Annotated in this window: 25 protein-coding genes and 1 tRNA gene; 12 read left to right on the top strand and 14 right to left on the bottom strand. The window is 54.3% G+C overall.

What is annotated here, in order from left to right; all coding sequences use genetic code 11:
* Nucleotides 1-5 precede the first annotated feature (5 nt).
* Nucleotides 6-686, top strand: coding sequence for a Crp/Fnr family transcriptional regulator (locus tag ACR0EO_RS02860; RefSeq protein WP_480686911.1), 681 nt, complete (start codon nt 6-8; stop codon nt 684-686).
* A 3-nt stretch (nt 687-689) separates the two neighbouring features.
* On the opposite strand, the gene ACR0EO_RS02865 is transcribed toward ACR0EO_RS02860, so the two are convergent.
* The 8 genes from ACR0EO_RS02865 to ACR0EO_RS02900 form a co-directional block, all read right to left on the bottom strand.
* Nucleotides 690-1,922, bottom strand: a complete 1,233-nt coding sequence (locus ACR0EO_RS02865; RefSeq protein ID WP_480686912.1) for a hypothetical protein — start codon at nt 1,920-1,922, stop codon at nt 690-692.
* A complete protein-coding gene (locus ACR0EO_RS02870; RefSeq protein ID WP_480686913.1) occupies nt 1,919-3,424 on the bottom strand; it encodes a VWA domain-containing protein in 1,506 nt (501 codons plus the stop codon). Before ACR0EO_RS02870 ends, ACR0EO_RS02865 begins: the two co-directional genes overlap by 4 nt.
* Nucleotides 3,421-4,404 carry a VWA domain-containing protein gene (locus ACR0EO_RS02875; RefSeq protein WP_480686914.1) on the bottom strand — a complete coding sequence of 328 codons (984 nt, stop codon included), beginning with the start codon at nt 4,402-4,404 and terminating at the stop codon, nt 3,421-3,423. The genes ACR0EO_RS02870 and ACR0EO_RS02875 overlap by 4 nt, the downstream gene beginning before the upstream one ends.
* Nucleotides 4,401-4,877 carry a DUF4381 domain-containing protein gene (locus ACR0EO_RS02880; protein ID WP_480686915.1) on the bottom strand — a complete coding sequence of 159 codons (477 nt, stop codon included), beginning with the start codon at nt 4,875-4,877 and terminating at the stop codon, nt 4,401-4,403. Before ACR0EO_RS02880 ends, ACR0EO_RS02875 begins: the two co-directional genes overlap by 4 nt.
* Nucleotides 4,874-5,821: a DUF58 domain-containing protein gene (locus ACR0EO_RS02885; RefSeq protein WP_480686916.1), complete on the bottom strand. Its 948-nt coding sequence runs from the start codon at nt 5,819-5,821 to the stop codon at nt 4,874-4,876. Before ACR0EO_RS02885 ends, ACR0EO_RS02880 begins: the two co-directional genes overlap by 4 nt.
* 20 nt (nt 5,822-5,841) lie before the next feature.
* Nucleotides 5,842-6,819: an AAA family ATPase gene (locus tag ACR0EO_RS02890; RefSeq protein ID WP_480686917.1), complete on the bottom strand. Its 978-nt coding sequence runs from the start codon at nt 6,817-6,819 to the stop codon at nt 5,842-5,844.
* A 118-nt stretch (nt 6,820-6,937) separates the two neighbouring features.
* On the bottom strand, nt 6,938-8,047 hold the full coding sequence (locus tag ACR0EO_RS02895; RefSeq protein ID WP_480686918.1) for an acetoin utilization protein AcuC: 1,110 nt from the start codon (nt 8,045-8,047) through the stop codon (nt 6,938-6,940).
* Between the two features lie 3 nt (nt 8,048-8,050).
* Nucleotides 8,051-9,136, bottom strand: coding sequence for an AI-2E family transporter (locus tag ACR0EO_RS02900; protein WP_480686919.1), 1,086 nt, complete (start codon nt 9,134-9,136; stop codon nt 8,051-8,053).
* Between the two features lie 156 nt (nt 9,137-9,292).
* Between ACR0EO_RS02900 and ACR0EO_RS02905 the strand changes: the two genes are divergently transcribed.
* From ACR0EO_RS02905 to ACR0EO_RS02915, 3 genes are all read left to right on the top strand, one after another.
* Nucleotides 9,293-10,156 (top strand): YihY/virulence factor BrkB family protein, encoded by an 864-nt coding sequence (locus ACR0EO_RS02905; protein WP_480686920.1) that lies wholly within the window; start codon nt 9,293-9,295, stop codon nt 10,154-10,156.
* On the top strand, nt 10,153-12,057 hold the full coding sequence (locus ACR0EO_RS02910) for a tetratricopeptide repeat protein (RefSeq protein WP_480686921.1): 1,905 nt from the start codon (nt 10,153-10,155) through the stop codon (nt 12,055-12,057). Before ACR0EO_RS02905 ends, ACR0EO_RS02910 begins: the two co-directional genes overlap by 4 nt.
* A gap of 94 nt (nt 12,058-12,151) precedes the next feature.
* The gene (locus tag ACR0EO_RS02915; RefSeq protein WP_480686922.1) at nt 12,152-12,340 is read left to right on the top strand and encodes a hypothetical protein; all 189 of its coding nucleotides are present in this window, start codon (nt 12,152-12,154) and stop codon (nt 12,338-12,340) included.
* A 2-nt stretch (nt 12,341-12,342) separates the two neighbouring features.
* Here the strand turns inward: ACR0EO_RS02915 and ACR0EO_RS02920 are convergent, their stop codons facing one another.
* Entirely contained in the window at nt 12,343-13,059 is a 717-nt protein-coding gene (locus ACR0EO_RS02920) for an RlmE family RNA methyltransferase (protein ID WP_480686923.1), read from the bottom strand.
* 299 nt (nt 13,060-13,358) lie between these two features.
* Nucleotides 13,359-14,471, bottom strand: coding sequence for a Ppx/GppA phosphatase family protein (locus ACR0EO_RS02925; RefSeq protein WP_480686924.1), 1,113 nt, complete (start codon nt 14,469-14,471; stop codon nt 13,359-13,361).
* A 240-nt stretch (nt 14,472-14,711) separates the two neighbouring features.
* Here ACR0EO_RS02925 and ACR0EO_RS02930 point away from each other — a divergent pair, with 240 nt between their 5' ends.
* The 5 genes from ACR0EO_RS02930 to ACR0EO_RS02950 all read left to right on the top strand — a co-directional run bounded on the left by ACR0EO_RS02930 (nt 14,712) and on the right by ACR0EO_RS02950 (nt 18,125).
* Nucleotides 14,712-15,008, top strand: a complete 297-nt coding sequence (locus ACR0EO_RS02930; protein ID WP_480686925.1) for a virulence factor — start codon at nt 14,712-14,714, stop codon at nt 15,006-15,008.
* Between the two features lie 26 nt (nt 15,009-15,034).
* On the top strand, nt 15,035-15,961 hold the full coding sequence (locus ACR0EO_RS02935; protein WP_480686926.1) for a methylenetetrahydrofolate reductase: 927 nt from the start codon (nt 15,035-15,037) through the stop codon (nt 15,959-15,961).
* A gap of 9 nt (nt 15,962-15,970) precedes the next feature.
* The gene (locus tag ACR0EO_RS02940) at nt 15,971-17,032 is read left to right on the top strand and encodes a methyltetrahydrofolate cobalamin methyltransferase (RefSeq protein WP_480686927.1); all 1,062 of its coding nucleotides are present in this window, start codon (nt 15,971-15,973) and stop codon (nt 17,030-17,032) included.
* Nucleotides 17,033-17,159: 127 nt separating this feature from the next.
* Nucleotides 17,160-17,987 carry a polyphosphate kinase 2 family protein gene (locus ACR0EO_RS02945; protein WP_480686928.1) on the top strand — a complete coding sequence of 276 codons (828 nt, stop codon included), beginning with the start codon at nt 17,160-17,162 and terminating at the stop codon, nt 17,985-17,987.
* A 64-nt stretch (nt 17,988-18,051) separates the two neighbouring features.
* Nucleotides 18,052-18,125, top strand: a tRNA-Gly gene (locus ACR0EO_RS02950).
* Between the two features lie 368 nt (nt 18,126-18,493).
* Here ACR0EO_RS02950 and ACR0EO_RS02955 read toward each other — a convergent pair.
* Entirely contained in the window at nt 18,494-18,652 is a 159-nt protein-coding gene (locus ACR0EO_RS02955) for a helix-turn-helix domain-containing protein (RefSeq protein ID WP_480686929.1), read from the bottom strand.
* A gap of 594 nt (nt 18,653-19,246) precedes the next feature.
* Between ACR0EO_RS02955 and ACR0EO_RS02960 the strand changes: the two genes are divergently transcribed.
* Both ACR0EO_RS02960 and ACR0EO_RS02965 read left to right on the top strand, forming a co-directional pair.
* Complete coding sequence (locus ACR0EO_RS02960; protein ID WP_480686930.1) at nt 19,247-19,648, top strand: terminase small subunit; 402 nt, start codon at nt 19,247-19,249, stop codon at nt 19,646-19,648.
* A gap of 169 nt (nt 19,649-19,817) precedes the next feature.
* Nucleotides 19,818-20,225, top strand: a complete 408-nt coding sequence (locus tag ACR0EO_RS02965; protein WP_480686931.1) for a hypothetical protein — start codon at nt 19,818-19,820, stop codon at nt 20,223-20,225.
* A gap of 184 nt (nt 20,226-20,409) precedes the next feature.
* Here the strand turns inward: ACR0EO_RS02965 and ACR0EO_RS02970 are convergent, their stop codons facing one another.
* Nucleotides 20,410-21,363, bottom strand: coding sequence for an SDR family oxidoreductase (locus ACR0EO_RS02970; protein ID WP_480686932.1), 954 nt, complete (start codon nt 21,361-21,363; stop codon nt 20,410-20,412).
* Nucleotides 21,364-21,531: 168 nt separating this feature from the next.
* Between ACR0EO_RS02970 and ACR0EO_RS02975 the strand changes: the two genes are divergently transcribed.
* Nucleotides 21,532-22,425: an AraC family transcriptional regulator gene (locus tag ACR0EO_RS02975; protein WP_480686933.1), complete on the top strand. Its 894-nt coding sequence runs from the start codon at nt 21,532-21,534 to the stop codon at nt 22,423-22,425.
* 272 nt (nt 22,426-22,697) lie between these two features.
* On the opposite strand, the gene ACR0EO_RS02980 is transcribed toward ACR0EO_RS02975, so the two are convergent.
* Both ACR0EO_RS02980 and ACR0EO_RS02985 read right to left on the bottom strand, forming a co-directional pair.
* Complete coding sequence (locus ACR0EO_RS02980) at nt 22,698-22,916, bottom strand: GDCCVxC domain-containing (seleno)protein (RefSeq protein WP_253284533.1); 219 nt, start codon at nt 22,914-22,916, stop codon at nt 22,698-22,700.
* A gap of 4 nt (nt 22,917-22,920) precedes the next feature.
* A complete protein-coding gene (locus ACR0EO_RS02985; RefSeq protein ID WP_171238901.1) occupies nt 22,921-23,244 on the bottom strand; it encodes a hypothetical protein in 324 nt (107 codons plus the stop codon).
* Nucleotides 23,245-23,313 lie beyond the last annotated feature (69 nt).

Below are 23,313 nucleotides of genomic sequence, written 5' to 3' on the forward strand. Positions count from 1 at the left end.
TACTAATGTTTGACAAAGCGAACAATATGAAGCTCTTGCGAGAGAGCGGGTGGTTCAGCAAACGCTCTGAAGGGTTTCGAAGTGATTTGCTTGAACACGGCGTTGGAAAGTCGTTTGAAGCCTGGGAAACGCTGTATCACCACGGTGACCCGGCAAACGGTATATTCGCTGTCCTCAAAGGAGGCGTTCAAATTACGGCGCCTGCGGACGATGGGCAGGAGTTTGTATTGCACCGTGAGGGAGCCGGGTTTTGGATTGGTGACTTGGCTCTTTTTGCCGGTGCTCCGAGACTTGTCAGTGTGGTTACCACACAAGAGACACAGGCGCTGTTCTTCCCAAATGCACGCATCGTAAAACTGATTCAGAAGAACCCGGATTATGTCCGTGATTTCTATGCGTTGACGCAGGAGAACATGCAGACAGCACTCAGAATAATGGCGAACCTAGCGGTTACCGGAAGTGAAAAGAGGCTAGTTCTTCGATTGCTTCATCTGGATGAAGGCACGTCCAAGTCCGACGGTTGGATCGTCGTGTCCCAGGATGAACTGGCTGAGATGATCGCCGTGTCTCAGCCCACTTTACACCGTAGTCTGCATCGTCTTGCCGACCTCGATCTTATTGAAGTCGGCTACGGCAGAGTGCGGTTGAAAGACCGCCAAGCGCTGATCGCAAGTTGCCAAACTTAAAGATCAGGGGTTCAACTTCGGAAGGGGGTTTGCCTGCGTTTGTGCGGATTTAGAGAGCGAATCCAAAGCTGAAATCGCGCCTGACCAATCCGGTGCTTTCCCTTTAGAGTCAGACGCATATCGGGCAGAGCCGATCTGAGCCAGCTGGGTTTCTAAATTGCTGTATCCTTGCGGAGCTGAACAGCGTTGTTTCCATGTTTCAAGTGCAGAGTATGCGGCCGAAAGGTCGTGGTCATGAAGTGCGCGCTTGAGATCAGCCAGCGCGAACTCAGCAGAGGCACGATATCTGGTTTGCCGCTCCTCCATCCATGTTTGAACACGTGGTTTCAGCCAGCGCCACAAAGCCCAAAAACAGAGCGCAGCGATAATGGTCCAGGTAACGTACTTAATAAAAGCATCTGCTGAGAGAGGTTCGGACTTCGGTTTGGCAAGCTGCAGATCTACTGCCTCGACATCTGCTGTTTCGACCGTGTTGGTTGTCAAATTGAACCACTGCAGCGAAACCGGCGGGAGCTGCGTTTGGCCCCCGTCCTGCGCAAGGTAGACAACTTCGTCAATTCGCTGCCCTGACAAAACCCCACGGTCCTCAGACTCGGTGAAGCGCGGTTCTTTTGGGTAAGATCGGAGTAGAGGATCTTGATTTTCTTGAATTAACGGCGGGATCATTATCGAACTTGTCCCCGAGATGCGCCCGGTCAGCCGTCGGGTGACAGCATCCCCAGCTTGCAGATCTGTCGATCCTTCGATTTCTTGGCTCAATTCAAATTCTGTAGCGATGATCAACGGGTCCAGACCACGTGCCCCATCTGGAATTACAGCGTTGATCTGACTTGGTGGCAGTGGAACGGAAACCTGTATCGGCTCGCTCGTTTCGGGGTCCGCAAATGTAACAGTCATACTCTGAGTTCCAAGGTCAATCGGGCCCGAAACCAAGGGATACAGACGATAGCTCCTTTGAACTCCAGACCACGTTTCACCGTCTACGGATTCACTAATGGGACCAGACGCGCGTTCGGGCAGGCGAACCAACAGGTTTTCCTGTTCCAAGGATGGAAAAACAGGAGGAGATGGCATGAAAGTCGGAACCAATACTTTTATGCGCAGGATGGCCGGTTGCCCGACAATCACGTCCTCACCGGGACTTTCCAAGGTGACCTTTGGGTGGATTGCGCTGGAGCTTTGAGTAAAGGCCGCGCCGGGAAGTAAAGCGAGAATAAGAAGTATCGTATACCTCATTGTTCTTGCTCCTGATTTTCTAACAGGAACCGATTTCTCAAGAAGTCCTGCATGTCGGTGTCTATCGCACTGATCCACTGATCCGCAGAAAGTGGTTTCGCCCCTTCGGTTTGAGCCTGAACAGTCGTGTTTTGACCTCGGCCGGACTCATTGTCAAAAACTGTATCATCCGCCCCGATGCCTGCTTCTTCTCCCGTATCAGATTGTTCCCGCGAGGTTTCCACGTAATCCAATATCGCAGTCGCAACCTCGAGATTGTGTTGTGCTTCTGGCCAGTCCGGGCGGCGTTCCAAGGCGGTTTGAAAGGCATCTATGGCCGGCCGGTATTCTCGGTTGCGGATGCGCGCCATTCCTTCCGCAAAGGCGGCTTCGGGGGTGTTGAGTTCTGTGAAAATCGCGGCTGCTTCCGGGTATTGGCCCGCTTTCAAACGTGCGTAGCCTTCATGATATGGGTCCTGGAAAAGATCTGCGGCATCTGCGAACCGCTTTTGATTCATTGCTATTTGGCCTTGTTGATCCGGAGTTAAGAACCAATCCCGCCAACCTTCAGCATATGCCGGGCCCGAAGGTTGCATAATGAACAAACCCAATAGTGCCCACTGAATGACCCAGCCTCGCCGAAACCAGAGAAGTGACAAGAGAGCTGCAGGCCATGCAAGTAGCCAACCTTGATCTTGCCATTCCACACGATCGTCGTCGTCAAGAGCTTCGACATAGGAGGATTGGATTTGCCTTGTAAGCCGCGTGACATCGCGATCATCATTCGAAAACGGCACGACTACAGCGTTTTTCAGGTTATTCAATTGAACAATCTCACCGCCGTCGGGAAGCATTGTCAGGAAGAACACCTGTTCTTTAGCACTTTCTAGCTCCGCCAGTTGCGAAGGGTCGATGTCGTCCAGAACAAAAAGTACTGCACCGGGGGTATCGCTTTCATCCAGTATGCTCTGCGCCAGCTTTAGCGCGTCACCCGCTGCATCACCCTTTTTGGGCATTACAGCAGGGGTCAGCCCTTCAAGCAGGGGACGCAGAATATTCGCGTCTTCCGTCAACGGTGCCACGCGGTGCGGCGTGCCAGCATAAGCGACCAACGCCGTACGAGCGCCAGCACGGGCGGTTATCAGATCCGAAATTTTGAGTTTCGCCCGCTCTAGCCGCGATGGGAGTAAGTCGGTGCCCTCCATGCTCTCAGTAACCTTCAGCGCAATAACCAGAGGCGCTGTGTCGGCAACCAGAGGATTTGGAGCCCTCGACCACGTTGGTCCAGCGACGGCAACAGCGATCAGCGCAGTGGCCAACATTGCGATGTCAATTGGATGGACACGTCGCTTGGTTTCAGCTCCCAAAAGCAAGGCCGCGGCCAGATGCGGGGCTATCCCTGACGGCAAGTCAGGTGGTCCTGACTGCTTGGGCCTGATCATCCACCATAGTCCGGCTATAGGAATTAGGAACAGCAGGTAAGATGCTCGAATGAAATGAAAATCAGAAGCAGCGTCGATCATGGGGCGCTCCTGCGACGCTGCAAAATGTGGAAGCCGGCTGAGGTGAACAACATAAGCAACAAAGCGGCCAACAGCGGATAATGAGCAAGACTTTCACGCGGCCGATAGCTTTGGGTTTCGACAATTCTGGGGTTCTGCTCGTCAATGCGCTGATACGTTTCCGCAAGCGCTGTCTCGTCGTTGGCAAAGAAATACTGACCGCCAGTGCGATCAGCGATGGCCTTCAAAGCGTCCAAGTCTACACGGTCTTCGCCTGATGCATTGGGATCGCCGACTCCGATTGTGTAGATGACTACGCCCTTGTCCGCAGCGATTGCCGCTGCGTTGGTAGGGGGCATTCGGCTGGACGTGTCCGCCCCATCGCTCAGAACGATCATCAGGCGCTGGTCCACTTGGCTTGAATCGAAGGTACGTATGCCAAGCCCGATTGCGTCCCCCAGAGCGGTGTTCGGGCCAGCCATGCCAACTTCAGTTTGGTCAAGGAAGCCATTCAAACTATTGAGATCTTCGGTGAAAGGTGCTTGAACAAATGCCCGAGTTCCAAAGATGATCAGCGCCATTCGGTCGCCTTGGCGCTCGGCTATAAACGCTCTCATTACGTCCTTTACTGCGGCTAGCCTTTGTTTTGGCGTTCCGTCCGTGGATTGGAAATCGCGTTGATCCATTGATCCCGAAATATCGAGAGCAAAAACCACATCTCGGGCGGATTTTTCGATGACGATCGGATCTGCCAACCTTTCGGGACGGGCCAACGCTGTCACCAGTAATATCCAGATCAGAACGACCACGATGGATTGTAAGAGCGGTCGACGTGTAACCACCGAGCCTGATTTTGGCTCAACGCCAGCAGCCCTTGCGACGTGCCGGAAAAAGGGAATACGGATCGAGCTGGTCTTTTCTTGATGAGGTGGCGCCAGCCAGTACACCAGCAACGGCAAAGGCAAGAGCAGGAAGGCCCAAATTACAGCGAACGAAATCATCGCGCATTCCTTTCCACCCGGTGGGTCTTGATCCACTCCTTGGCAGTCTGCGCCAAGCTCGGGTTCGGCGCACCGACCTTATAGGGGGCAGTGATGAGCGCCTGAGCTTCGGTTTCAGAAAACAACGTCTTATCTGAGGATTGCCGCAGGAAGTTTATCCAATCCGAGCCGTAAAGGCCGGCAACATCAACACGCGGAAACGCGGCCAGTGCGGTTCGCCTTAGAACTTCTGCAATCTTGGCGGCGTTGTCTCCAGCATCCTGTAGTTCTGCCAGCGCGGCGCGCCGATATGCGTTAAGATTTCGGTGCTTTTGATATATAAGAACTCCCAAGACTATCGCGGCGACCAACAGAACAGCCAAGGCAACCCAGCCCCAAGTTTGCGGCGTCATTGCGATCAGGGAAGGTACAGGGGCGGGTTCGAGCATGTTCAGCAATTCGACCAGTGACTTGCCTTCTACATCGGTGCTCATCTTCTCGCTCCGATATGCCCAAAGAGCCGTAGCAATTGATCTAACGCTGGCTCAACCGTGGTTAGTGGTACGATTGGAAAGCCATAGCGGCGGGACCATTGCTGAAGTTGTGCAAGCCTGTTTTCCAGCTCATTTCGGATGCGTCGCGACAAATCTGGTTCCGAACTGTCGATTTCGATTTGCTCAGTTCCGTCTGAAACCGTCATCTTCATCCCCGACACCAACTGCCTAGAGCTCGGGTCTGCGACATTGAACAATATCAGATCGTTTGATTGCGCCAACCTGCGGAAAAGGCTTTCCGATGATTGGTCTAAACCGTCAAAATCCGAAAACACGCAAATCAGTGCATTGGTATGAGCGATGCGGGTCGTCTGTTTGAGCACGTCGTTCAAAGCAACGGTTGGTTCTGGAGACAGTGTAGCATTCAAGCTGCAGTTCAGTGCAGCAACAGAAGACAAAAACCGCGTTAGCGCGGCAGGTCGGCGTTGGGGGTGATGTTCGGCAAGATCCGTGTCTCCAAAGACGATTCCGCCAACACGATCGCCTTGACCCAGAACTCGATGAGCCGCAATTGCTGCGGCTTCTGCCGCAATAACCGACTTCATATAAACGGCCGTTCCAAAGAACATTGAAACGCGCTGATCTACCAGCAATAGGGCAGGGCGATCCCGCTCCTCGGTATAGACCCTAACGTGGGGACTTCCGGTGCGGGCCGTGACTTTCCAGTCGATTGTCCGAATGTCATCGCCTGGCAAATAGTTTCGCAGTTCCTCAAAGTTCAGCCCACGCCCACGCAGCCGAGAGGCGTGGCGACCGTTAAGGATTGAACGCGCTGGTTGCTTGGGCAAAAGGCTGATCGCCCGCGACTTTGCGCCAAGTCGCAACAGGTGATCCGCATCTACGTGTATGCGAGGGTCGTCATGATATGTGGCGGTCTGGGCCACGGGCCTCACTTTCAATTCAATCAGGGTAGCGCAACGAGACGCAGGACTTCCGCAATCACGTCGTCCGCTGATTTGGCATTACCTTGCGCCTCAAAGCTAAGTGAAATGCGGTGGCGAAAAACATCATGAGCAATGGCGCGTATGTCGGCTGGATCTACGTAATCACGCTCGTTCATCCAGGCATGTGTGCGCCCACATTTGTCCAACGCGAGTGACGCGCGGGGACTGGCACCAATTTCGATCGAGCTGGCAAGTTCATCGCTGTATTTTTCGGGTGTTCTGGTCGCCTGAACGAGATCAGCCATGTATCGATCCATCGCGTCGGAAACGTGAATCTGCCCGATCTCAGACCGGGCCTGAAAAACAGCGTCCTGTGCAATTGGCGCAGGAGGTTCGCTGGTCGCACCGGACCCGCTTGCGATGTCTTCACTTCGCACCAACCGGATGACTTCGACCTCGTCTTCCACCGGTGGGTATGTGATCTGCACGTGCATCAGGAAGCGGTCCATTTGAGCTTCGGGTAGCGGGTAGGTTCCCTCTTGTTCGATCGGGTTTTGGGTGGCCATCACAATAAAAAGCGGTTCCATTTTATGTGTTGTTCCAGAGACCGTTACTTGCCGTTCCTCCATCGCTTCAAGCAGGGCTGCCTGTACTTTCGCTGGTGCGCGGTTGATCTCGTCAGCTAGAACGATGTTGGCAAAGATCGGTCCAGGGTCGAACCTGAACGTGCTGCCATCTTCGGTTTGCTGGTAAACCTCGGTTCCCGTCACGTCTGAGGGAAGAAGGTCTGGTGTGAATTGGATACGACTGAAACTTGCGTCCAGATTGCGAGCCATAGCTTTGACTGCGCGCGTCTTTGCGAGCCCGGGCAGGCCTTCGATCAACAAGTTCCCGTTCGCCAGCAAACCTATGAGCAGCCGGTCGATAACCTCAGTCTGTCCGATGATCGCCTGGCCCATTCGAGCTTTAAGATCATTTATCTGATTAAGTGCATTCATTTGGTTCGTCCAATCGTGGGCAGACGTCAAGAAATCGCAAGAATATGTTCGCCGAGGCGAGGTCTTCCAGAATGTGCAGTGATGATCGAACGTTAGCAGCCTTAATGCGTTCGATCTACTATGAAATCCGATCTGCAATATGTTGCAGGTCAGCTCGGATTTCCGGGCGAATTTCCCCGTGATTTGGAACGTCGCGTATGGTTTCGAACCAGTGTTTGGGTGGCTGCTTTCCAGCCGCTCGGTTCCACGTCAAATCGCCGAGAATTTTCTGTGCTTTGGGGTTTAGGAGTTCGGGCACACGTATGTCGTTTAAGGTCGCCCAAACCCCGGCCCAAAGCCGTCCAACGGACCACGGATTGTAACCACCACCACCCAAAACCAGCAGGCGGGGCGCAACGTCTCGAAGGCTTGCAACGGCACGCCAATGAGCGTTGTTGGATAATGTAAGGCGCGACAGAGGGTCTTCAGCCACAGCATCCGCGCCACATTGCAACACGATGGCCTGAGGCCGGAATGCTTCGGTCGCGGGAAGGATCAGTTGATCGAGGATGGCATAGAACTCATCATCGTTGAGGTTGCGAGGGACTGGCAGATTATACGCGGCCCCACCCGCATCATCGTCAATAGTACCGCTGAAAGGCCATCTTCGTGTTTCATGAACGGAGATCATACGAACCCTTGTCGACCCCCGAAAAGCTGCTTCGACCCCGTCGCAATGGTGTGCGTCGATGTCGACATAAACGATGCGATCTAAACCGGCCTTTAGCAGCGTAAGAATGGCCAATACAGGATCGTTCAGGTAGCAAAACCCGTTTGCTCGATCAGCAAGCCCATGATGGGTTCCCCCGGCGGGGCTATAGACGATGCCACCATTGCGGATCAGCTCGGCCGCCAGCATCGAGCCTCCAGCTGCAGTAGCAGGTCGCCGGTACATTTCCGGGAAAACAGGGTTCGATAAAGTGCCCAGCGCATAGGTCTGCCGCGTTTCTTCCGAAACAGCTTGATCTCTTTCCGCCTGTTGCAGCGCAGCGATGTAATCGGGGGTGTGGAACGCTTCAAGTGCGGCTGGTTTCGCACAAGGGCTTACACGATAGTTGGAGGGTGACAGCCATCCTTGGGCCCTGCATAGGTCAATCACCGTTGATACTCGGGGGATGGCCAGCGGGTGTTTTGAGCCATAGGTGGAATTGCGGTAAATTTCCGATCCTATGAACAATGGGCTCTGCATAGTTTAGTCGGACGCACGAGGGCGTTTTTCTTCGCCCAGTCGCCCGTCCAAAGACATTAGGATTGCAACAGGGCGCAGCGCCGGGATGTGGCTGAAAACGATCAGAATGCAAACAGTCAGGGGTACGCTAAGGAAGGCTCCAATCAGGCCCCAGATTGTGGTCCAGAACATAAGGGCCAGAATGACCAAAAATGTAGACATATTGAGTGATCGTCCCAGCAGCGCTGGATCCAGAAAATTACCGATCAGGAATTGAATGGTGCCACAACCGAGCACGATGATTAGAAACGGACCAATGCTATCGAATTGCACCAGCGCGATGAGCGATGGGAAGATGACGGCGATTATGGAACCAATAGACGGGATGAAGTTCAGCGCGAAGGTTAGTACTGCCCAGGTCTCGGCGAATTCCAATCCCAGCACTTTAAACACCGAATAGCTGATCCCAGCCGTAATCAGACTGATGAAAGTCTTCACTCCGACATAGCGCTGTAGGCTGAACGTGATCGCGTCTAGAATGGCGGAAAACTCGGCTCCCGTTTTTGGGTCGCCAGCGGCCAACCGTATCTTTTTGCGAAATGCCAAGCGCTCGGCCATTAAAAATGCGACGTAAAGGCTAATGAGAAAGAATTGGTTCAACAGCGATGTGGCGCTGCCAAGCAGGATGCGAGCGACATACGACATGTCGATGTTAATGAGGTTGTCGCGGATGAACTTTGTTACGTCATTGCCTACCCAGCCCGTAACGCGGCTTACCGTTTCGTCGAACTGATTTTCATATGTGCCGATCGTTCTGGCAAATTGGGTGGCCTGACTGCCCAAGATGTACATTATGACGAACAAGCCCGCGAGGACGACTGTGACACCTGCGACGTTGGCCAACCAAACCGGCATCTTGGTCAAAGCGATGATCCTGTCGCTCAGTGCGATGATCAGCACATTTACCAGCAAAGCCATGGTCAAAGGGATCAAGAAAGCGGATCCCGCATATAACCCCAGCACAACAAGCGTCGCTACTATGGATACGTCCCGAACGACGGACAGTTTCAGCTTCGACGACGTCACGATATCTTTGTTGTCCGGTGTCATAGGTCGGCTCATCCCAATAGCTGCACGCAGCGCTTACGTTGATCCTGCACAGCGGGGTTGGATTATGCAATGCGTACAGGCATTTGTCCGAGGTTATTTGTGTCCGGTTGCGATTTGCAGGTTCTGTGCCGAGAGTAGCCGGGGTAGTGTCTAGGCATGAGCGCGCGTGTGATTCCTTCTTTCGGCCGACCGATTCAGGCGCTTTGGGTCGCCATCGTTCGCTTTGGCGCTAAGAACGGGTTCGTGATGAGCAGCCACGTGGCGATGTCGCTGATGATGGCTTTGTTTCCCTTCGTACTTTTTACCGTAGCTCTGGCCGGATCGTTGTCGCAGGATTACGTGACAAATGAACTGATCGAACTGATTTTTGGCGCTTGGCCAAAGGATGTCGCTGATCCCATTGTTGCCGAGCTGCGCTCGGTTCTGTCAGAGTCTGGTTCCGGCGTTATTACGTTGGGTGGTTTGCTGGCGATCTTTTTTGCCTCCAACGGGGTGGTGGCCGTACGCGCGGCAATGAACCAAGCTTATCATGATCACGACAGCTGGCCGTTCTGGAAAACAAGGCTGTTGTGTTTGGGCTTGGTCATCGTCGGAGGGGCTACCATTCTTGCCATTGCCGCCGTTGAGGTCGTTTTACCCGTTTATACCCGTCTTGTAACCGAACGGACCGATGTAAACGTGTCCAATTGGCTGTCCGTGGATCGCTTGCGCTGGACGTTTACGGTGGCGGTTCCTGCGGGCACCGTGGTTCTTGCTCATCTCCTTCTGCCAACGCGGCGCCATAAGTTGCGGCAGATTTTGCCCGGTGTACTTCTGACGTTGGCGTTGTGGGCCGCCGGAGGTTGGGGGTTTTCGATCTACATTGCGCAGTTTGCCAGTTACAGCGCCACCTACGCTGGTCTGGCAGGGGCCATGGCCGCGTTGATCTTTTTGTACCTGTGCGCGGCAATTCTGATACTGGGCGCTGAGTATAACGGTGCGTTGATGGACCTTCAGAACGAGTCGGAGCACCCAGTATGATCAGGTCGGCAATTGTTGTTCTTGGGTGTCTGTGGTCATGCGTCGCTCTTGCTGAAACCCCCGTGTATGTTGGCTCAGACACATGTGTGGAGTGTCACACTGAAGAGGCAGAGGCTTGGTCCACGTCTCATCACGCATTGGCTTGGACTGACGTTGAATCGGGACATGTGGTTGCGGATTTCGATGGCACGCGTTTCGATCATGATGGAATGACTGTCGAATTTAGCAATTCAGACGGCGCACTTGAAGCTCAAGTGACAGAAAAGGATGGGGTAGTCACCCGATACGGCGTGCACTCTGTCGTGGGGATCGAGCCGCTTCAGCAATATCTCTTCGAAACCGAACCGGGACGGCTGCAGAGTTTTGATGTCGTCTGGGACACTGAAGAGCAGCAATGGTACCACCTTTATCCAGATCAGGATCTGCCGCCGGACGACGGATTGCATTGGACCGGTCCCTATAAAAACTGGAATGCACGGTGTGCGGAGTGTCATGCAACTGGGTTTGAAAAGAACTACGATGTGCAGACGCGCAGCTATAGCTCGTCACAGGCAGAGATAGGGGTTGGATGCGAAGCCTGCCACGGCCCCGGGTCCGCGCATATAGATTGGACCAAAGGTCAGAGCGTTGCCGAAGACCTAAGTGAGTTCGGTTTCACCATGAGCTGGGGTAGGGGCCGCACTGAGGCTGAGATTCAGCAATGCGCAGGCTGTCATTCGCGACGCGAAGCGCATGGCGACGGCAATCCGATCTCCGGCACAGCTTATCACGACGCCTACAATCTCGCCCCGCTGCGCCCTGGGGTTTATCATCCCGATGGTCAGATTCTGGACGAAGTTTATGTCTATGGTTCATTTCTGCAGTCCAAGATGTACGCGCAGGGCGTTGGGTGCATGAACTGCCATGAACCTCATAGCGCAGAGCTGCGTGCGGAAGGAAACGGCGTTTGCACGCAGTGCCACTCCCCAGCTGCAAACACTCAATTCCCAACTCTGACAGCCAAGGAATATGACGCGCCAAGTCACCATCATCATGCTGAAGATAGCGCCGGGGCACAGTGCGTTTCGTGTCATATGATCGAGCGCGTTTACATGGGGGTCGACGGCAGACGCGACCACAGTTTCCGTGTTCCGCGCCCCGATCTTGAGCTAGGTGAGGACGCGTGCACCGATTGCCATGACGATCAAACCCAAGCATGGGCTGCGCAGCGGATTGAAGAATGGTTCCCGACGTCTTCGCACAGAGGTCCGCACTTTGGGACGGTCTTTGAGAAGGCATCAACAGGCGGGATAAACGAGCCCTCCGATCTAATTGGAATAGCGACTGATACGGAGGCCGCAGGTATTGTGCGGGCCACAGCCGCGTATCTTTTACAACCTGTTGCATCACTCGAAATAGCGGAAAAGACGGCCTCTTTGCTGACCGATGCCGATCCTATGGTGCGGGCATACTCTGTGCCTTTGCAACGCATGGCAAACTTGCCTGACCGGGTAAAACGCCTTGAGCCTTTGCTTTCGGACCCGTTACGCAATGTACGCATTTCGGCTGCCAAAGAGTTCCTCTCCATTCCCAGTCAGGCACTGGAGCCTGAGCAGCAAGTTCTAGTCGGTCGTGGAATGGAAGAGTGGCAGGCCGCCATCGGCAACCGTCTGGATTTTCCTGAGACGCATTTGGTTTTGGGGGGGATGGCCCTGACATTCCGCAACGCACCCGCGGCTGAGCGCGCCTTTCGCGAAGTTGTCACTCTGGATCCGCAGCGCGCTGAAGCTTGGCCGATGTTGGTGCAATTGGCGCAGATTAATCGGGGGCCTGATGCGGCAAAGCAAGTCTTGAAACAGGGCTTGGAATTGCTGCCAGACGATCCCGCGCTCTTGCAACTGAGGCAGCAACTCAGCCCCTAAAAGGGCTTTGCATTGTCTGGTTCAGGCCACTTTTCCGGCAAATTTACGAAATAGCGTCAGGGCAAGGTAGAAAACCCAGGCCTACAGGTGAGTTATGTCGGATAACCCGGTGCATACATCGCAGCTTAAGCGCCAAGTCCCGCTGAGCCAGCGGATTGCGGATTTGCAAGCCCGCAAACCGGAATACATCAATCATGGTCAAGCGCTTTTACTGCAACGGACGGCGTCCGCTTCGCTTCGCGAGCAGTTTCTAACCGGCGATCGAATTTCGCTGGACGATTAAGATCAACCGCGGAAGCCGGTCGCGACCACGAACTTCTCAGAGCTATCCGACCGGGAAGCCGGTGGTTTCACATTGGATACTTTGGTGAACTTCTGCTTCAACAGCTTTTGCAGATCACCTTCGGCTCCACCCGCCAAAACCTTCGCGACAAAAGTTCCGCCTTCTTCCAGCACGTCAAAAGCGAAATAGGCAGCGGTTTCGCATAGGGCCATAATGCGCAAGTGATCGGTCTGCTTATGCCCGGAAGAAGCCGCGGCCATATCGGACATCACTACGTCAGCTTTACCACCCAGCCAGTCTTTGACTTTTTGATCGGCGTCCTCGTCCATGAAATCCAGCACATGTGCGGTCGCGCCTGCAACCGGTTCGACCTCTTGAAGGTCAACACCCAGAACGGTTCCGATCCGCTTGCCGCTTTTTTCACCTAATGCGTTGACGCGTTTGACTGCTACCTGCAGCCAACCACCCGGAGCACACCCCAGATCAACCACACGTGCGCCGGGCACGAGGAAGCGGAATTTCTCATCCAGTTCCAGTATCTTGAATGCCGCACGCCCACGATAACCCTCGGCCTGAGCGCGTTTGACATACGGGTCATTCAATTGCCGTTCGAGCCAACGAGTCGAACTAAGCTTGCGCCCGCGAGCGGTTTTAACTTTCACCTTCAGATCGCGCTGCCCACGGCCCGAGGTGTTTTTGCCACTTGGTGTTTTGGCCATAGTTGGGGTCTCCTGAAGACTGCACGGCGTCTATCTGTTAGCCGAGCGGGTATCAAGCGAATGATATCGGCGGATCTTTCAATAGCAAATCCAGTAACGGAGTGGAAACACCACGCAACGACCGACCGATCCCATTCAACGCATTTTCGCGAAAGGGGGACGGTCAGACATACCTTGCTGAAAAAGCTGGGCTTCCGGCGATTGCGTCTTGGGGATTGCGACGGGAATCCGACCTATGTCTATCGCGAAGTGAGGGCAATTTCGTACGAAATGAAAGCCGCATGGTAAAGGCGTTAAGGTCAGAACGGTCCGTCTTCCAAAACACCGTCCGCACTCATCTGCGCATAGAGCAAACCTTCGCGCAGTCCCCGGTCTGCCACAGAAAGTCGGTCAGTCGGCCAGCATCTCAACAACGCTTGCAAAATGGCCGAACCGGACATGATGAGGGCCTGCCGGTCATCACCGATCCGCGGATCTCGCCGTCGTCCCAATGGGCCAAGTTCCAAATACCCGCGGATGACTTTGTCAATCTGATCGCTGGTCATACGCAAACCGTCCACTTTGGTCCGGTCATAGCGTTTTAGCCCAAGGTGAGATGCAGCTACGGTCGTAACCGTTCCACTGGTGCCAACGATCTGAAATCCTGCGCGGGCTTGTTCGTCCTTATAGGGGGCAAAATCGGCAAGGTTCTCTTCGAAAAACCAGCTCATTAGTGCAAAACGGGCCGAGTCGTCCTCAACATCGTGAAATTGATCGCGCAACGTGGCGACGCCCAGCGGAACGCTGATCCAATCAACAACCTTGGCCGCAGGAAAGGGGCTGTCGGCCGTATGAAACCCATTGTGGAGACGCATGATCGCTGCGGGCCGGTCACGGCGCGGAACGGATGAGATATCGATCCACACTAGTTCTGTTGAACCGCCACCGATATCCACAACCAACAACTGTTCGGTCTTGGTCGACACCAAAGGTGCGCAAGAGATCACTGCGAGGCGCGCCTCTTCTTCCGGTTGGATGATTTCCAGCGTGAGACCGGTTTCGCGTTTGACTTGTCTGATGAAGTCACGAGAGTTCTTGGCGCGACGACATGCTTCGGTCGCAACAAGTCGCATTCTTTTGACTTTGTTGCGTTTTAGCTTTTGCTGGCAGATCCGAAGCGCCTGAATGGTACGCGCCATGGAGGACCGAGACAACCGTCCGGTCCGTTCCAAACCCGCGCCCAATTGCACGGACTTGGAAAAGCTGTCTACCACATGGAACCCGCTACCCTTGGGCTGGGCTATCAACATGCGGCAGCTATTTGTTCCCAAATCCAGCGCCGCATACAACGCATCTGGATCGGGCCTTGCTGGCGCGGGGCTTTCGACCGCCTTAGGGAACGCGCCCGCACCTTTGGGACGCTTGGGCGCCATCTTAAACGCCCTCCGATTTTCGAGTTACCCCGACCATAGGTCGCGTGTCTTCTTCGTGCAAGACGCTCATTAAAGTGATGAGCATTTTGATAACCCATTCGTTAGCCAATGGGGTACAAGTCCGGTATCCCGTCGTAGGCAAAAACGTCGCTTGAAATACGCCTTGTGTCGAAATTCGACCGACCTTCTTGCCTATAGAAGTTTAGAAACTGCCCATCTGGTTAGGAGGAATCAAAAGCAATGCCTGACGTCACCATCGTTTACTGGCGCGACATTCCCGCCCAAGTCATCGTCGGCAAAGGTCGCCGAGGCGCCAAGCGGCAATTGGAAGAGCGGTTTGAACAAGCCATCGACCGTGCAGCTATGAAGGTGAATGCCAAGGATAGTGATGCCTACCTAGCCGAATGGCGCAAGGCCGAACCTTTTGCGGTTGAGGGCGATCCGTCCGAGATCGCCGAAGCTGAAGCCACGCGTTTGGAAGCAGAATACGATCAGGACCGCATCAAGGCGCTGATCGCAAATGACGGTTGGGCATGAGCCCCAAATCTATATGGGAGGCCGCAATGGCTTTGCTGAACTTCAAGAAACGTGATGCGGCCGAAAATGGCCCTGTGAACCCGACCGTCGAAGCCTTTTTGCAGGGCTACTCGATCGAGGTGATGCCGCGCACCGCCGAGAAAGTCGAAGACTTCCGCGCGTTGCTGCCTGAAGGTACCCGTGTTTACATTGCCCACATTGAGGGCACTCCGATCGAAGATATGGTGAAAACCGCCAAGCGCATTGCCGCCGAAGGTTACCCGGTCATGCCGCACTTCCCGGCGCGTATCATCAAGGATGCAGCAACCCTGGAAAACTGGATCTCGATGTACCAAGGCGAAGCGGGCGTTGACCAAGCGCTGCTGCTGGCCGGTGGTGTTGCCAAGCCCCACGGTGATTTTGACAGCTCGATGCAGTTGCTGGAAAGCGGTCTGTTCGACAAGGCAGGCTTCAAGCGTCTGCACGTTGCCGGTCACCCCGAAGGCAACAAGGACATCGATCCCGATGGTTCGACCAAGAACGTTGACGACGCGCTGCGCTGGAAACAGAAATTCTCGGAAACCACCGATGCTGAAATGGCGCTGGCAACCCAGTTCGCGTTTGACGCCAAGCCGATCATCGCATGGGCGGACGGTCTGAAAGAGGCGGGTATCGATCTGCCGATCCACATCGGTATCGCGGGTCCGGCCAAATTGCAGACCCTGATCAAATTCGCCATTGCCTGCGGCGTTGGTCCGTCGCTGAAGGTTCTGCAGAAACGCGCGATGGACGTGTCCAAGCTGCTGCTGCCTTATGAGCCGACCGATGTTCTTACCGAACTGGCCAACCACAAAGCGGCTAACCCGGATTTCAACATCACCAACGTACACTTCTTCCCGCTTGGTGGCATCAAGACCAACGCCAACTGGGCAATCAACAACGGCGGCGCTTCGGCAAAGCCTGTAAACTCCTAAGGAACGGACATGACCCGTACAGTCGTAGAATCAAAAACAAAAACAGCCGTCCTTGGCTTTGACGAGCCGTTCTGCGTGATCGGTGAGCGGATCAACCCGACCGGTCGTAAGAAACTGGCCGCCGAGCTAGAAGCAGGCGACTTCTCGACCGTTGAGAAAGACGCCATCGCTCAGGTTGCTGCAGGCGCGACCGTTCTGGATATCAATGCGGGCGTTGTCTACAACTCCAACCCGAACCCGAACGAGACCGAGCCGCCGCTGATGACCAAGATCGTCGAGCTGGTTCAGGGTCTGGTTGATGTGCCGCTTTGCATCGACTCGTCAGTTCCGGGTGCTCTAGAAGCTGGCCTGGCGGCGGCCGAAGGCCGTCCTCTGTTGAACTCGGTCACAGGCGAAGAAGAGCGTCTGGAAATGGTTCTGCCGCTGGTCAAGAAGTACAACGTTCCTGTTGTTGCGATCTCGAACGACGACACCGGCATCTCAGAAGATCCCGATGTGCGTTTCGATGTTGCCAAAAAGATCGTTGAGCGCGCTGCCGATTTCGGTATCCCGGCGCATGACATCGTCGTTGACCCGCTGGTTATGCCGATTGGTGCGATGGCAACTGCTGGCCAGCAGGTTTTTGCTCTGGTCCGTCGTCTGCGCGAAGAGCTGGGCGTGAACACCACCTGCGGTGCGTCCAACATCTCCTTCGGCCTGCCGAACCGCCACGGCATCAACAACGCCTTCCTGCCGATGGCAATGGGCGCTGGCATGACTTCGGCGATCATGAACCCGGTTGCTCTACCGGTGACGCAGAAGAAGATTGCCGAGAAGAAAGAAGCAGTGGCGGCCGCTGGCATCATCCTGCCCGAAGGTATGGACGACGAAGCATTTGTTCAGATGTTCGGCCTGGGTTCGACCCTGCCGCGCGCAGGCAAGGAAATGGAGGCCATCCGCGCCGCTAACCTGCTGACCAACAACGACCCGCATGGCGGGGCGTGGATCAAGTTCAACAAATCGCCTGAAGAAGCGGCTGCGGCCGGTGGTGCAGGCGGTCGTCGCGGTGGTGGCCGTCGTCGTCGCGCCTGATCTGTTCGCCATTCTGAATTAAGGCCGGGCCCAGTGCCCGGCCTTTTTTGTTTTGACCCTGATCAATGCTGGGTATTGTCCGGCCTGCGACAATGCTGAAATCCCGAATTAGATATCAGGTGTATTGATGAGCAAACATTACCCACCAAAGCTATCGGATGCTGACCTCGGTAAACGTCTGGGGAAAAAGGAATATTTCGAGAAGTTGGTTGACCTTCAGGCGCAGCTGTCCTTGATCCAGCAAGCCTTTTTGTTTCATGGCGTCAAAGGTGTGCTTGTCTTTGAAGGTTGGGACGCGGCGGGCAAGGGCGGAACAATACGGCGGATTAGCCAAGCACTTGATCCGCGCAGTTTTAAGGTTTGGCCGATTGGAGCACCGCGCAACTACTATCTAAATCGCCACTATCTGCTGCGCTTTTGGGAAAGACTGCCACCCGAAGGAGCGATCTCGGCTTTTGATCGCAGTTGGTATGGTCGGGTTCTTGTAGAGCGCCTTGAAAAATTCACGCCCGAGAAACGCTGGCGCGCTGCTTACCGAGAAATTAACGATTTTGAGCGAATGCTCGTCGATGACGGGACACGCATAGTGAAGCTGTTTTTTCACATATCTCCAGATGAACAGATGGCTCGTTTTACAGAGCGGCTGCATAATCCTATGAAGCGCTGGAAACTGACCTATGAAGATTTCCGTAATCGTGAGCGATGGGCTGAGGCAGAAGTTGCAGTAGACGAAATGCTGGCACGAACTTCGACTGAAACTGCGCCTTGGCATGTCATTCCAGCCAACAACAAGAAATACGCCAGAATCAGCGCGATGAGTGCGATCGTGGATGCGTTTTCCAAGGATATTGATCTTAGTCCACAGCACTTGGATAGGCAGACCCTGGACGCGGCTTGTGAAGCCTTGGACGTGGATAAGTCACTAATCGACAGTTTGCGTGCCCGGACTGAGTAATCTCGACACTCTGCCGAAACGCGCTTGCAGTGGATAAACTGGCGGTGCTATCCACCGCGAAGCGGCGGGTATGATGTAATGGTAGCCTGTCAGCTTCCCAAGCTGAACGCGCGGGTTCGATTCCCGCTACCCGCTCCAAAAATATTGCCTAACTCAATGTAAAATAGACAGTAAAAAAGGGGCCGACTAAGCAGCCCCCCTTTTTGATTCTGCTAGGCGGCTTTTCCTTCGATCGGGTTCTCGAGTTCAGCGACTTTCACCAGATTGACGCCTGTGTCCCAGTGAGCCTTAAATTTGCCGTTTTTCTCGGAGCGCAAGATAGGTCGATCCGATTGGCATTGTGTATAGAGCATTCACTCTTTACCCAGGGCGGACCCCTTAGCTACTTTTACCCATTCGAGCCACGCTTTTCGCTGTTCGGGGAAAGGGCACGGAACGCCTCGAGAAGAAGCGCCTCGTCGTCTTTGTCAGGTGCGCTGAAATCAACAAGCTCAGTTGGCTCCACATCAAGGGCTGCGGCAATAATAGCCTGTTTCTTGGTGGTGAGTGGACGTGTCCCCTTTTTCTAACTGCGCCAAATAAGAACGAGATAAATCAACCTTCACTGCAAGTTCGTCCTGAGTAAGCCCTTTGGCTTTCCGGATTTCTTTAATGCGTATTTTCATGACCGATCTTTACAGCCATTGTAGAGCCCGCCTTGGCGGTTTCTATCGGGTTTGCTGTGCGGTGAACCGCATCTGCCTTGGAGCCTGTCAATTGGGCTTTGTGGGTGGTCGCGTATTATCGGTTAAGAACTGCAGAGTTCGAAGAACTCTGTTGGGGGTTGATCCATTTGATGAGTGCCAATTCCATTCTTTTTCTGCATTTGTGGATCGCGAGCTCAGGGCTAGACACTTTCTCGACCAATGACCTCTTCCATGTGCGAGTTCTCCTCGGTCTCATCTAGTTAGTAACAATGTGGCAGCTTGAAACAGCAAAAGTGAACATGTCACAAATCTCTCTACATGGGGGAAAGGTCAGTTTTGAGGTCAAGATTGAGGTCAAGATTGATGTCAGAAAAAGATTTGTTTTTAAACAATAAAAGCTGAACCGGAGGTCAGGATAAAGTCAGGTTGGCGGTCAGCCGGAAGTCACTAAAGTAACAAATAAACAAGAACATTGGTGATGATACGCGCGCGAAAGCGTTGCAAATTGTTGCTTACAGCGAAGTTGTCGCAAAGTCTGCGGTCATCTTGAGGCGTAAAAGGCACCGCCCCGGAATGAGCAGCACAAAAGACAATCCAGCTTTGGCAGATACTACCTGGTTAGACGCATTCGACCTGAATGCGCGCCAGCGTGACTTTGTGCTTGCATACTTGGCCGATCCGAACGGGAAACAGGCCACAATCAAATCCGGGTATGCGGAAGGATCAGCAGAGGTCACAGCATCGCGGCTGCTAAGTAATGCTAAGGTCGCCGCCGCAATCGCTGAGGGCCGGAAACAGGTCGAGAGCAAGGCAATACTGGATGCAGAGGGCATTGTGAACCTATGGACACAGATCGCACTGGCAGACCCAAGCGAGCTGTCCCAGCACATCCACGCGCCCTGCCGCTACTGCCGTGGCATCGACCATCAGTACCAGTGGAAGACAGAACGAGAGTTCACTGAGCGCAAGGCATAAGTGATCTTCTCAATGTTCCACGACGAAACAGAGCGCGACGTTGCTATGTCTGGCGCAATCGTGGGATCCTCGTATCCCTGACAATGCAGACGCCTACGGCTACAGACTTACAGACCCGCCTAATCCTGACTGCCCGGAATGCTCTGGCTTTGGGATTGAAGTCATCCGCATGGCCGACACACGCAATCTCAGCCCCGCTGCGCGCCTTCTCTACGATGGCGTGAAGGAAACCAAGCAGGGCATCGAGATCAAGACGCAGGACGGCACCAAGGCTCTAGAGAACATCGCCAAGCATCTGGGCATGTTCGCGGGCAAGGTCGATTCGGAAGAGGCCAGCCCGCTGGGCCGCCTTGTTCAGCACATGATGGGCGCAGGTAACGCAGTGCCCGTCAATTCTGCAACGAAAGCGACTACTTGGCTGGTGCGCCCTCCATCGCAGACCATTGCTGGTGAAATGGATGGTACCGCTGAGAACCTTGCGGTCGTAGAGACCAGCAACGCCGCGTTGTTTCGGGAAAATGTTCTTAGTGCGGTTGATACGCTTTTGGTCGAGCCAGAACAGATGCGATATGGATGATCCTTCTGTCGCCCTTGAATCACGATAGCGCAGTTGACGGAATCGACCGAGTAATGGCCGCTCCGCATGGAAACTCGTCATTCGATAGAAACGGTCTTATGACGGCAGAGAGCTTATTCTACCGAACGCTGCACGATTGTTCGCTGGTGGGTGAAGCATAACCAGCCGAACTGGACCCGTTGGATCAAAAATCCCACTTGAAGCCTGTTTCTTGTTCAGTCACGTCCCAAAGCCTTGTCATGACTGATTTGTCATACGCGTGTGGGTTCAATGTACCTTTACCGACCGGGCCAATGGCTTCAAAGCGGCCTGTTGGTCCGTAGAGCGCGCGTTGTTCGATAAGATTCTCTTCGGTGGCGCACATGACTTCGGGATAGGACCCTTGTTCGGCCGTTTGAACCATCGGCGTCATGGTCATGAGCCACCAGATAAACCGCATCGTCCGGCTGCCACTTGTACTGATCAGTGACGTTGCCGACGAGCCGGGATGGCAGACATAGACCTCGACCTCGGTGCGCCCTGCGGCGGCAAGCCTGTCCTGTAATTCATAGGCGAACATCATTTGCGCCAGCTTGCTTTGTGAGTAGGCGGTATTCGGCCCGTAACCCTCTTCCCAGTTCATGTCGTCGAACTTGATCGTCTTCAGACCCATGTTGTAACCGAGACTGGCGACAACAACGATCCGACCTTTTGAGGCTTCGATCCGCTCAAACAGAAGACCACAGAGTAAGAAGTGACCGTAGTGGTTGGTGCCGAGCTGGCTCTCGAACCCATCCTCTGTCAGCTTGCGGGTTGGCACCTGCGCGATGGCAGCATTGCAGATCAGCGCATCAATCCGGGGAACGGAACTCAGAACCTCGTCCGCAGCTTCGCGTACGCTTGCGAGCGATGTCAGATCCATGCGAATGAAGCTCACTTCCGCTTCACTACCGAACTCACTCTTCAGGTCCGCAGCAGCAGCCTGGGACTTCGCAACCGAGCGGTTTAACATCACAACCTTAGCGTTCTTTTTAAGGAGCGTCCGCGCGGCCTGGAACCCGGCACCGGCGTTGGCACCCGTGATGAGGTAGGTCTTGCCGGAGAGGTCGCCGAGGCGCTCAGGCATCCAGCCATTGGGTCCAAATGTGGTATCTGGCATCTTTTGTCTCCTATCCGCGTTGGCGAATGGGCCAAGCGAACTTTGTTTAAGAATGGAAATGCAGATAGCTCTCATCAGAACGCAAAAATAGGCGAGTTTATCGCAAATACTTGCCCGATTATATCAAGATAGTTGTCAGCATCGATCTGGAGCCTTTACATCGCTCTTATGAGCAAGGATCAGATCAAGCAAATCATCGCAGACCGAACCGAAACGGACGGCCTGACCGAGACGGGCATCAAGGGTGTGCGGCTTTTTCGCGCCACGCGTTCAATCCCCTGTGTTCCAGCCGTTTACGAGCCCTGCATCGTGGCCATCGTGAGTGGGGTGAAGGAAGCCGTTCTGGATGGCCGAAGATACGCATACGACAACAGTCAATATCTCTGCTGCCCAATGTCGATGCCGGTCAAGGCGGGAACACCATTGGCCTCGCATGACAACCCTCTCTACGGGGTTATGATCTCACTGGAACAACGTGTCATGGCCGAGCTGGCGATGGAGATGGAAAATGCCGGGGGCGTTCTGCCTTCGGTCAAAGGAGAACTCCGGGAGCCGGGAATTAGGCTCGCGCGATGGGACGATGGGTTTACGGAAGCGCTGCTACGGCTGCTGCAGCTCGGAGACAGCGAGACGGATACAGCGGTTCTCGGCGAGGCGCGATTGCGTGAGGTGCTCTATTCAATCTTGAAGGGAGAAGCTGGCACCTTCGCACGGCAGGCATTTGGTGCTGGCAACGCCATCGCACGTTCCATTGCGCATGTGTCGTCACACTTGGATGCGCCGATCTCGATTGACGAAATGGCAAGCCGAGCGGGCATGAGCCGGGCCGTCTTCCATCGCAAATTCAAGCAGGTTACGACGATGGCACCAATCCAATTCGTTAAGTCGATGCGCCTCAACAACGCCGCCATGAAGATCGCGGGCGGGATGCCTGTGAACGAAGCAGCAATGGACGTTGGCTATGCCAGCACGTCCCAATTCAGTCGCGAGTTCAAGCGAATGTATGGACAATCGCCGAGGCAATGGAGTGACGAACAGAAACTGCTGGCCAGAATTGCTTAAGGCTGACTTGGGAGCAGAGCGGACTTGGGAGCCACCGCAGCGAACGGCCGTTTTCGTCCGCATTGCTGCCGTTGTTGCAACGCGCGGTGAATGGCCGCTCTGAGCCCAATCTGTACCCTGGGTTTTATTGCTGCATGCGCTTGCAGCAGCAAAACGCTGCGATTGCCGAATATCTAGTGCCGCCAAGCAGCGGAAAAACCGGTCACTCATGCAAATTGCAGCGATGCTCGCGGCGGCAGCTCACAGTTCGCCCGACAAAGCCGTCCTTCACTTCATCCGCAACAGCTATCGCCTAGCTGAATTGGTGGACACGGGACCGTGGCATATGAACAGTAAACACAACAGTCGCCTTCCAACGGCTTCAAAATTGTTTTGCACGACTTGCATTCATAGAACCACTGGCAAGCATCCGTTGGCATTTGCTCGGTTTCGCTGTGGCCACACTTCGGGCAAGTCAGGGTGCTTTCTAGGACTACAGTTTGTTTTGTCATAGTCTCACATCTGCATGATCAGGTAATCGTTAATCCGTGCCTCGTTAAACACAACGACCCAAGCCACGCCGTTGATTAGAGTCGTTCCTGCAAGCCGCCATTTCAACGTCGGTAAGGAACCGCGCCGATAAGATACCAGCCACGATATCGCGACGAGCGCCGTTGAAATCGTCAGCACATAGTAACTCGCTGCCGCAACCTTCCCAAAGATTGCCAACCAACTGCCGCCCAGCCCCAGTAACATCATTGTCATGGGCAAAACGCAGCAAGTCGCGACGCCAAGCGCTGATAGCGATCCCAAATAGTTGAGGCTAAGGTATTTCTGCATTCTGTTTCCCTCATGAGCCATGACGCGCGGAGTTGTAGAGACAGCAACTTCTCGTATAACGTCTGTAGC

This window comes from Ruegeria sp. BE9, assembly GCF_056538765.1.

What these genes read in the sequence shown, in the direction of transcription:
- ACR0EO_RS02875 (WP_480686914.1), bottom strand. Translation starts at nt 4,404, where the DNA reads ATGATTTCGTTCGCTGTAATTTGGGCCTTCCTGCTCTTGCCTTTGCCG.
- ACR0EO_RS02860 (WP_480686911.1), top strand. Translation starts at nt 6, where the DNA reads ATGTTTGACAAAGCGAACAATATGAAGCTCTTGCGAGAGAGCGGGTGG.
- ACR0EO_RS02905 (WP_480686920.1), top strand. Translation starts at nt 9,293, where the DNA reads ATGAGCGCGCGTGTGATTCCTTCTTTCGGCCGACCGATTCAGGCGCTT.
- ACR0EO_RS02940 (WP_480686927.1), top strand. Translation starts at nt 15,971, where the DNA reads ATGACCCGTACAGTCGTAGAATCAAAAACAAAAACAGCCGTCCTTGGC.
- ACR0EO_RS02895 (WP_480686918.1), bottom strand. Translation starts at nt 8,047, where the DNA reads ATGCAGAGCCCATTGTTCATAGGATCGGAAATTTACCGCAATTCCACC.
- ACR0EO_RS02925 (WP_480686924.1), bottom strand. Translation starts at nt 14,471, where the DNA reads ATGGCGCCCAAGCGTCCCAAAGGTGCGGGCGCGTTCCCTAAGGCGGTC.
- ACR0EO_RS02890 (WP_480686917.1), bottom strand. Translation starts at nt 6,819, where the DNA reads ATGAATGCACTTAATCAGATAAATGATCTTAAAGCTCGAATGGGCCAG.
- ACR0EO_RS02955 (WP_480686929.1), bottom strand. Translation starts at nt 18,652, where the DNA reads ATGAAAATACGCATTAAAGAAATCCGGAAAGCCAAAGGGCTTACTCAG.
- ACR0EO_RS02930 (WP_480686925.1), top strand. Translation starts at nt 14,712, where the DNA reads ATGCCTGACGTCACCATCGTTTACTGGCGCGACATTCCCGCCCAAGTC.
- ACR0EO_RS02980 (WP_253284533.1), bottom strand. Translation starts at nt 22,916, where the DNA reads ATGACAAAACAAACTGTAGTCCTAGAAAGCACCCTGACTTGCCCGAAG.
- ACR0EO_RS02870 (WP_480686913.1), bottom strand. Translation starts at nt 3,424, where the DNA reads ATGATCGACGCTGCTTCTGATTTTCATTTCATTCGAGCATCTTACCTG.
- ACR0EO_RS02960 (WP_480686930.1), top strand. Translation starts at nt 19,247, where the DNA reads ATGAGCAGCACAAAAGACAATCCAGCTTTGGCAGATACTACCTGGTTA.
- ACR0EO_RS02985 (WP_171238901.1), bottom strand. Translation starts at nt 23,244, where the DNA reads ATGCAGAAATACCTTAGCCTCAACTATTTGGGATCGCTATCAGCGCTT.
- ACR0EO_RS02970 (WP_480686932.1), bottom strand. Translation starts at nt 21,363, where the DNA reads ATGCCAGATACCACATTTGGACCCAATGGCTGGATGCCTGAGCGCCTC.
- ACR0EO_RS02920 (WP_480686923.1), bottom strand. Translation starts at nt 13,059, where the DNA reads ATGGCCAAAACACCAAGTGGCAAAAACACCTCGGGCCGTGGGCAGCGC.
- ACR0EO_RS02865 (WP_480686912.1), bottom strand. Translation starts at nt 1,922, where the DNA reads ATGAGGTATACGATACTTCTTATTCTCGCTTTACTTCCCGGCGCGGCC.
- ACR0EO_RS02945 (WP_480686928.1), top strand. Translation starts at nt 17,160, where the DNA reads ATGAGCAAACATTACCCACCAAAGCTATCGGATGCTGACCTCGGTAAA.
- ACR0EO_RS02965 (WP_480686931.1), top strand. Translation starts at nt 19,818, where the DNA reads ATGGCCGACACACGCAATCTCAGCCCCGCTGCGCGCCTTCTCTACGAT.
- ACR0EO_RS02935 (WP_480686926.1), top strand. Translation starts at nt 15,035, where the DNA reads ATGGCTTTGCTGAACTTCAAGAAACGTGATGCGGCCGAAAATGGCCCT.
- ACR0EO_RS02910 (WP_480686921.1), top strand. Translation starts at nt 10,153, where the DNA reads ATGATCAGGTCGGCAATTGTTGTTCTTGGGTGTCTGTGGTCATGCGTC.
- ACR0EO_RS02900 (WP_480686919.1), bottom strand. Translation starts at nt 9,136, where the DNA reads ATGACACCGGACAACAAAGATATCGTGACGTCGTCGAAGCTGAAACTG.
- ACR0EO_RS02915 (WP_480686922.1), top strand. Translation starts at nt 12,152, where the DNA reads ATGTCGGATAACCCGGTGCATACATCGCAGCTTAAGCGCCAAGTCCCG.
- ACR0EO_RS02975 (WP_480686933.1), top strand. Translation starts at nt 21,532, where the DNA reads ATGAGCAAGGATCAGATCAAGCAAATCATCGCAGACCGAACCGAAACG.
- ACR0EO_RS02880 (WP_480686915.1), bottom strand. Translation starts at nt 4,877, where the DNA reads ATGAGCACCGATGTAGAAGGCAAGTCACTGGTCGAATTGCTGAACATG.